Here is a 513-nt window from a genome sequence, read left to right on the forward strand (position 1 = left end):
CCGAGCCGATCACGCTCATCGCCAGGTTGCCGCACAGGACCACGTCGCGGAACATCCCCAGCCGCAGCAGGGGATCGGCGACACGTCGCTCGACGAGTATGAACGCTGCCGCGGCGGCCATTGCGAGCGTCAGCGCGATGGCGTTGCCGGTGGCGAAGTGCCCACTCGCGGGCGTGGCGGCGTAGCAATAGGCGCTCAGCGCCGAGATGAGCAGAGCGGTGCCGGCCCAATCAAAGCGCCACGGTGTGGCTTCGGGATGGAGCGTTCGGGGTACGGTGCGATAAATCATCCAAGCGATCGCGATGCAGACCGGCACGTTGACGAGGAATAGCGCGCGCCAGCCCGACACCGCGATCAGCAGCCCGCCCAACGACGGCCCGGCGGCAGTTCCCAAGCCCGACATCGCGGCCAGCAAGCCCAGCGCACTGCCAAGTCGTTCAGCGCGCACGATGTCGCAAACCAGTGCGAACGCCAGCACCAGCATAATAGCGCCGCCCACGCCTTGCAGCGCCC

General features: G+C 67.6%; 1 protein-coding gene. It reads right to left on the bottom strand.

The window, feature by feature from the left end; genetic code table 11:
* Positions 1–484, bottom strand: a 484-nt coding sequence (locus NN5_RS24880; protein ID WP_245656693.1) for an MFS transporter, incomplete at its 3' end; no start/stop codon positions are given.
* Positions 485–513 lie beyond the last annotated feature (29 nt).

Origin of the sequence: Novosphingobium naphthalenivorans NBRC 102051 (genome assembly GCF_001590985.1) — a bacterium.
In the GTDB taxonomy this organism is placed as follows: domain Bacteria; phylum Pseudomonadota; class Alphaproteobacteria; order Sphingomonadales; family Sphingomonadaceae; genus Novosphingobium; species Novosphingobium naphthalenivorans.